Origin of the sequence: Streptococcus infantis, from assembly GCF_047460685.1 — a bacterium.
Taxonomy (GTDB): Bacteria; Bacillota; Bacilli; order Lactobacillales; family Streptococcaceae; genus Streptococcus; species Streptococcus infantis_AD.
Genome location: NZ_JASHFS010000005.1, coordinates 124,285 through 131,873, shown reverse-complemented (window position 1 = coordinate 131,873; position 7,589 = coordinate 124,285). Strand labels below are relative to the sequence as shown.

Here is a 7,589-nt window from a genome sequence, read left to right as displayed (position 1 = left end):
GGATAGGGAATATCCCTTTTTATTTTGTTCTAAATCCGATTTTTGAATGGAATATCAGATGATAAGACAAACTATTTTTGAAAAGAGAAAAAGACAAACGCCAAAAATGACGTTTGTCTTCGTTCTGAAAGGGCGTTACTGCCCTTTTTATGCTATATTTGAGTAAAATTCGAATGTTTATACTGTAAGAGTTTTTTTCTAGGCTAAAAAATGGTATAATAGCATGTAAAACTAGAAATAATAAGGGAAAATAAAAATATTTTTCCGAAAGATAGGTGACATATGAAAATAAGTAAAAGGCACCTGCTGAATTATTCCATTTTAATTCCTTATTTACTGTTATCCGTTTTAGGATTGATAGTAGTTTATTCGACGACTAGTGCGACCCTTATTCAGGAGGGGAAAAGTGCATTGTATCTAGTGCGAAATCAGGGGATTTTCTGGATAGCCAGTTTATTCTTAATAGCCTTAATCTATAAATTAAAATTAGGATTTCTTCGTAATGAGCGGTTGCTCTTTATCGTTATGTTTGTCGAGCTGATACTCCTAGCTCTGGCACGGTTAATAGGTAGTCCCATCAATGGAGCATATGGCTGGATCAAGGTTGGCCCGGTCACGATTCAACCAGCAGAGTATCTAAAGATTATTATCATTTGGTACTTGGCTCAGCGTTTTTCAAAACAACAAGATGAGATTGCGGTTTATGACTTCCAAGTTTTAACCCTCAATCAGTGGTTGCCAAGAGCCTTTAATGATTGGCGTTTTGTCCTCTTGGTCATGATTGGAAGTTTGGCAATTTTCCCTGACCTTGGAAATGCAACCATTTTGATTTTAGTATCCTTACTCATGTATACCATTAGTGGGATTGCCTATCGCTGGTTCTCAACTATACTGGGACTGCTGGCTGGGACATCCATTCTTTCCTTGACTGCCATTCGGTTTATCGGTGTTGAAAAATTCTCAAAAATTCCTGTATTTGGTTATGTTGCCAAGCGTTTCAGTGCTTTTTTCAACCCCTTTAATGACCTAGCAGGATCTGGACATCAGTTAGCTAATTCTTATTATGCAATGGTTAATGGTGGCTGGTTTGGTCTTGGTTTAGGAAATTCCATTGAAAAACGAGGTTATCTACCAGAAGCCCATACAGACTTTGTCTTTTCGATTGTGATAGAGGAGTTTGGATTTGTAGGAGCTAGTCTTATTTTGGCTCTTCTATTCTTCTTGATTCTTCGTATTATTTTGGTAGGTATTCGAGCGAGAGATCCTTTCAACTCAATGGTGGCAATCGGTATTGGTGGAATGATTCTGATACAGGTATTCGTTAACATTGGCGGTATATCAGGCTTGATCCCTTCAACAGGGGTAACCTTCCCCTTCCTATCGCAAGGAGGAAATAGTCTCTTGGTCCTATCGGTAGCTATCGCCTTTGTGTTGAATATTGATGCCAGTGAAAAACGTGCCAAACTCTATCGCGAATTAGAAGCGCAACTCTAAGACATAATATGACAAGGAGAAAAAAATGTCTCTTCAAAAGTTAGAAAATTTTAGTAACAAAGCTGTCGTACAAGAAGAAGTGCAAATCTTGACAGAAATGCTCGAAGATATTACAAGAAACATGCTTGCACCAGAGACCTTTGATAAAATCATGCAGTTAAAAGAACTTTCGACTGCAGCAGACTATCAAGGGCTAGATAAAGTAGTAACAGGGCTTTCAAATGATGAGATGGTCTACATTTCTAGATACTTCTCTATTTTGCCTCTTTTAATTAACATCTCTGAAGATGTTGACTTGGCTTATGAGATTAACCACCTAAATAATGTCGATCAAGACTATCTGGGTAAATTGTCAACAACTATTAAAATGGTGGCTGAAAAAGAAAACGCTGCTGAGATTCTTGAACACTTGAACGTGGTGCCAGTTTTGACAGCCCATCCAACTCAGGTTCAACGTAAGAGTATGTTGGATTTGACCACTCATATCCATACCCTTTTACGTAAATATCGTGACGTGAAAATGGGACTCATTAACAAGGAAAAATGGCATAATGATCTTCGTCGCTATATTGAAATCATCATGCAGACAGATATGATTCGTGAGAAGAAACTAAAAGTAACCAACGAAATCACTAATGTGATGGAGTACTACAATAGTTCCTTCCTACAGGCTGTTCCTAACTTGATGCTAGAGTACAAACGTCTAGCGAAAGAGCAAGGAATTGATCTTAAACAAGCAAAACCTATTACTATGGGAATGTGGATTGGTGGAGACCGTGATGGAAATCCTTTTGTAACTGCTGAGACACTTCTGCGTTCTGCTACCATTCAAAGTGAAGTGATCTTGAACTACTATATTAGCAAGATTTCTAGTCTCTATCGTACCTTCTCTCTCTCGACTAATTTATCAAAAACTAGTAAAGCTGTTGAAGAAATGGCTGCTCAGTCTGGAGATACATCAGTCTTTCGTGAGAAAGAACCCTATCGCCGCGCCTTTCATTTGATTCAATCCAAATTGATTCAAACACTCTTGAATTTAAAAGAATGGTCTGTTGTTGGCTCGTCAGCTGATGAACGTCATCCTGTTGAACGTCTTCTAGGTACTCAAGGACATCAACAAGGAGTGATTACAGACTATATTAGTAATCGACTTTCAGGAGCTATTCAAGAGCTGGCTGAAGATCGTCCACCATTTTACGAAACAGTCGAAGAGTTTAAGCAAGATCTATACATTATTAAGGACTCATTACTTGAAAACAAGGCAGAGGCCTTACTCACAGGTGAATTTGCAGAACTTTTAGAAGCTGTAGAAGTCTTTGGTTTCTTCTTGGCTTCCATCGACATGCGTCAAGATTCAAGCGTCCACGAAGCCTGTGTAGCAGAATTGTTGGCATCTGCTGGAATCAATGACCACTATAGTGATTTATCAGAAGATGAAAAATGTGAATTGCTTTTGCATGAATTATTAGAAGATCCTCGAATCTTGTCTGCAACTCATGCTGAGAAGTCTGAACTTCTCGAAAAAGAATTAGCTATTTTCAAAACGGCACGTGAATTAAAAGACCGTTTAGGAGAAGATGTCATTCGTCAAACGATTATCTCTCATGCAACCAGCGTGTCAGATATGCTTGAGTTGGCTATCATGCTTAAAGAAGTTGGTCTGGTAGATGCTGAAAAAGCGCGTGTTCAGATTGTACCACTCTTTGAGACGATTGAGGACTTGGACCATTCTGAAGAAACTATGAGAAAGTATTTCTCTTTACCACTTGCTAAGAAATGGATTGCTTCTAAAAACAATTACCAAGAAATCATGCTTGGTTACTCTGATAGTAATAAGGATGGCGGTTATCTTTCCTCTTGTTGGACACTCTACAAGGCTCAACAACAATTGACAGCCATCGGTGATGAATTTGGAGTCAAAGTAACCTTCTTCCACGGTCGTGGTGGTACAGTTGGTCGTGGTGGTGGCCCTACTTATGACGCTATTGCCTCACAGCCACTGAAGTCTATCAAAGATCGTATCCGTTTGACCGAGCAAGGGGAAGTGATTGGAAATAAATACGGAAACAAGGATGCAGCCTACTATAACCTTGAAATGTTGGTTTCAGCAGCAATCAACCGTATGATTACTCAAAAGAAGAGCGACACTAATACTTCAAATCGCTATGAAGCAATTATGGATCAGGTTGTAGGTCGTAGCTATGATATATACCGTGAACTAGTATTTGGAAATGAACATTTCTATGATTATTTCTTTGAGTCTAGTCCAATCAAGGCGATTTCAAGTTTCAATATTGGTTCTCGACCGGCTGCTCGTAAAACCATCACTGAAATTGGTGGTCTGCGCGCTATTCCTTGGGTATTCTCCTGGTCACAAAGTCGTGTTATGTTCCCAGGCTGGTATGGTGTTGGTTCAAGTTTCAAGGAATTTATCGATCAAGATCCTAAAAATATCGAAATCCTTCGTGACATGTATAAAAACTGGCCTTTCTTCCAGTCGCTTTTATCTAACGTAGACATGGTCTTGTCTAAGTCAAATATGAATATTGCTTTTGAGTACGCACAACTTTGTGAAAGTGAGGAAGTCCAAGCAATCTACTATACTATCTTGGATGAATGGCAGTTGACCAAGGATGTCATTTTGGCTATCGAAGGGCAAGACGACCTCTTGGCTGAAAACCCATATTTGAAAGCCAGTCTAAAATATCGCATGCCTTACTTCAATATTCTAAACTACATCCAGCTTGAGTTAATCAAGCGCCAACGTCGTGGAGAGCTATCTACGCATGAAGAAAGATTGATTCATACAACCATTAACGGAATTGCTACTGGATTGCGTAATTCAGGCTAATTTCTATCGTGTTTTTCAAAAAATCCGTAGGAATTTTACATTTTTTAAAAAATAATTCATAAAATCACTTGACAAGTTTTAGTAAAATGATATAATTTAACCATTCAGAAAGTAATCATTGAAATTTTTTAGAGAGTCTGTGGTTGGTGGAAACAGATAGATGAAGGTGATGAAAATTGGGCTGAATGTTATAATGAATTTGAAATCATAAGAATTCGGTACGCACACCTTACAGTGCAACTCGTGTAGCGAGTAAGAGCGATAGGGATATTCCCTATAATTGAGGTGGCACCGCGCATCGACGTCCTCACACAAGTTTTTTGTGTGAGGACTTTTTTCTATGGGGAGGATAATGATGGAATTCAAACGATGGCGACGCTTGGTTAAGCGATTTAAAAGGTAAAATTAGAAGTAAGAATTGAAAAATAAGGAGAAATAAAATGAATAAACGATTAATGGGAATTATTGCAGCATTAGCGGTTTTAGTTGGTGGAAGCCTAATCTACTCTACTCTAACAAAACAAGAAACAAAGACCGAAACAACTAATAAGACAGCCAAGGTTGGTGTTCTTCAGTTTGTCAGCCATCCATCACTCGACTTGATTTACCAAGGTATTCAAGATGGACTTGCTGAAGAAGGTTATAAAGGTGACCAAGTCAAAATCGACTTTATGAACTCAGAAGGTGACCAAAGTAAGGTTGCGACAATGAGTAAACAATTGGTGGCAAATGGAAATGATGTCGTTGTCGGTATTGCAACACCAGCAGCTCAAGGTCTTGCAAGTGCAACAAAAGACCTTCCTGTTATCATGGCAGCTATCACAGACCCAATTGGTGCTAACCTTGTGCAAAACTTGGAAAAACCAGGTGGGAACATCACAGGGGTATCTGACCACAACCCTGCTGAACAACAGGTTGAATTGATCAAAACTTTGACACCTGATGTCAAGACGGTTGGAGCGCTTTATTCAAGTAGCGAAGATAACTCTAAATCACAAGTAGAAGAATTCAAAGCTTACGCTGAAAAAGCTGGTTTGAAAGTAGAAACATTCGCAGTTCCTTCAACGAACGAAATTGCTTCAACAGTGAACGTTATGACTGGTAAAGTAGATGCAATCTGGGTTCCAATCGATAACACAATCGCATCTGCATTCTCAACTGTCGTTTCAAGCAATCAAACAGCTAAAAAACCAATCTACCCAAGTGCGACTGCCATGGTAGAAGCTGGAGGTTTGGCATCAGTCGTTGTTGACCAACACGATCTTGGTGTTGCTACTGGTAAAATGATTGCCAAAGTCTTGAAGGGTGAAAAACCTGCAGATACACCAGTCAATGTCTTCTCAACTGGTAAATCAGTGATCAACAAAAAAGTTGCTCAAGAACTTGGAATCACTATTCCTGAATCAGTTCTCAAAGAAGCTGGTCAAGTAATCGAATAAGAATAAAGGAGGAGTTGGAGACATCTCCTCCAATTTTTAGAATAAAGGAAACGAATCAAACATGCTAATATCTATTATTTCACAGGGATTGGTCTGGGCTATCCTAGGTTTAGGAATCTTTATGACCTTTCGAATCTTGAACTTCCCAGATATGACAACTGAGGGTTCCTTCCCACTTGGAGGAGCAATAGCAGTTACTCTAATTACCCAAGGAGTCAATCCTTTTCTTGCTACTTTAGCAGCCATAGGAGCAGGTTGTCTTGCTGGTTTAGCAGCTGGACTATTGTATACCAAAGGGAAAATTCCAACACTCTTGTCTGGAATTCTAGTCATGACTTCTTGTCATTCTATCATGCTCATGATTATGGGACGGGCTAACCTTGGACTCTTAAACACCAAGCAAATCCAAGATGTTCTTCCATTCTCATCTGAGGTTAATCAATTACTGACAGGTTTAATCTTTGTGACTTTGGTTATCCTTCTCATGCTTTTCTTCCTAGATACCAAACTTGGACAGGCTTATATCGCTACGGGGGATAATCCAGATATGGCTCGTAGTTTTGGTATCAATACTGGACGTATGGAGCTTATGGGCTTGGTCTTGTCAAATGGTGTAATCGCACTTGCTGGCGCACTTATCGCTCAACAAGAAGGTTATGCGGATGTCTCTCGTGGTATCGGAGTTATCGTAGTTGGTCTTGCTAGCTTGATTATCGGTGAGGTTCTCTTCAAGAGTCTTACCCTAGCAGAACGCTTGGTTACTATTGTAGTTGGTTCCATCAGCTATCAATTCTTGGTATGGGGAGTTATTGCTCTTGGCTTTAACACTAGCTACCTCCGTTTGTACAGTGCTCTTATCCTAGCAACTTGCTTGGTAATTCCAACCCTTAAGGATAAATACTTGAAAGGAGTCAAGTTAAGCAAATGACAGCAATTGTAGAATTAAGAAATGCCACAAAAATTGTGACAAATGGCTTTGACGAAGAAAAGATTATTCTAAACGATGTTTCACTTGATATTTATGAACATGACTTCATCACAATCTTGGGGGGAAATGGTGCAGGGAAGTCAACCCTCTTTAATAGCATTGCAGGAACGCTACCCTTGACTAGTGGTAGCATTCGTATCATGGGTGAGGATGTGACTCATTTCAGCCCAGAGAAACGTGCTAAGTATCTCTCTCGTGTCTTCCAAGATCCAAAAATGGGAACTGCCCCTCGTATGACAGTTGCAGAAAACCTCTTGATTGCAAAGTTCCGTGGAGAAAAACGTGGACTTTTCCCAAGAAAATTGTCATCCTATAAGGAAGAATTTCAAGCGACCATTGAGAAGGTTGGCAATGGTCTAGAGAAGCATTTGGATACACCGATTGAATTCTTGTCAGGTGGACAAAGACAGGCCTTGAGCCTCTTGATGGCAACTTTGAAACGTCCAGAGCTCCTTTTACTGGATGAACACACAGCAGCCCTTGACCCTAAAACAAGTGTCGCCTTGATGGAATTGACAAATGACTTTATCAACAAGGACCATCTGACTGCTTTGATGATTACCCACCATATGGAAGATGCTCTCAAGTATGGAAATCGCCTCATTGTCATGAAAGAAGGGCGAATCATCCAAGATTTAAACAAGGATGAAAAAGCCAAGATGAAAATTTCCGATTACTATCAACTGTTTGAGTAATTGATTTTAAATAATTGAGATAAAAAACTTAGAAGTAGGCTTTTGCTTCTAAGTTTTTTGTATTAAAGGGAGATTATCTAAAAATGGTCTGGATTCCACCGTCTAAGATTTTATAGTATAAT

At 39.3% G+C, this 7,589-nt stretch carries 5 protein-coding genes and 1 other annotated feature; all 5 genes read left to right on the top strand.

The window, feature by feature from the left end; all coding sequences use genetic code 11:
• Positions 1-282: 282 nt before the first annotated feature.
• The 5 genes from ftsW to QM917_RS03690 all read left to right on the top strand — a co-directional run bounded on the left by ftsW (position 283) and on the right by QM917_RS03690 (position 7,467).
• Positions 283-1,494 (top strand): cell division peptidoglycan polymerase FtsW, encoded by a 1,212-nt coding sequence (gene ftsW / locus QM917_RS03710; RefSeq protein WP_414284877.1) that lies wholly within the window; start codon positions 283-285, stop codon positions 1,492-1,494.
• 25 nt (positions 1,495-1,519) lie between these two features.
• Positions 1,520-4,345 (top strand): phosphoenolpyruvate carboxylase, encoded by a 2,826-nt coding sequence (gene ppc, locus QM917_RS03705; protein ID WP_414284876.1) that lies wholly within the window; start codon positions 1,520-1,522, stop codon positions 4,343-4,345.
• Positions 4,346-4,441: 96 nt separating this feature from the next.
• Positions 4,442-4,657 (top strand) — a binding site (T-box leader).
• A gap of 128 nt (positions 4,658-4,785) precedes the next feature.
• Complete coding sequence (trpX, locus tag QM917_RS03700; protein WP_414284875.1) at positions 4,786-5,784, top strand: tryptophan ABC transporter substrate-binding protein; 999 nt, start codon at positions 4,786-4,788, stop codon at positions 5,782-5,784.
• Between the two features lie 61 nt (positions 5,785-5,845).
• Entirely contained in the window at positions 5,846-6,712 is an 867-nt protein-coding gene (locus QM917_RS03695) for an ABC transporter permease (RefSeq protein WP_414284874.1), read from the top strand.
• Positions 6,709-7,467 (top strand): ABC transporter ATP-binding protein, encoded by a 759-nt coding sequence (locus QM917_RS03690; protein WP_414273434.1) that lies wholly within the window; start codon positions 6,709-6,711, stop codon positions 7,465-7,467. The genes QM917_RS03695 and QM917_RS03690 overlap by 4 nt, the downstream gene beginning before the upstream one ends.
• Positions 7,468-7,589 lie beyond the last annotated feature (122 nt).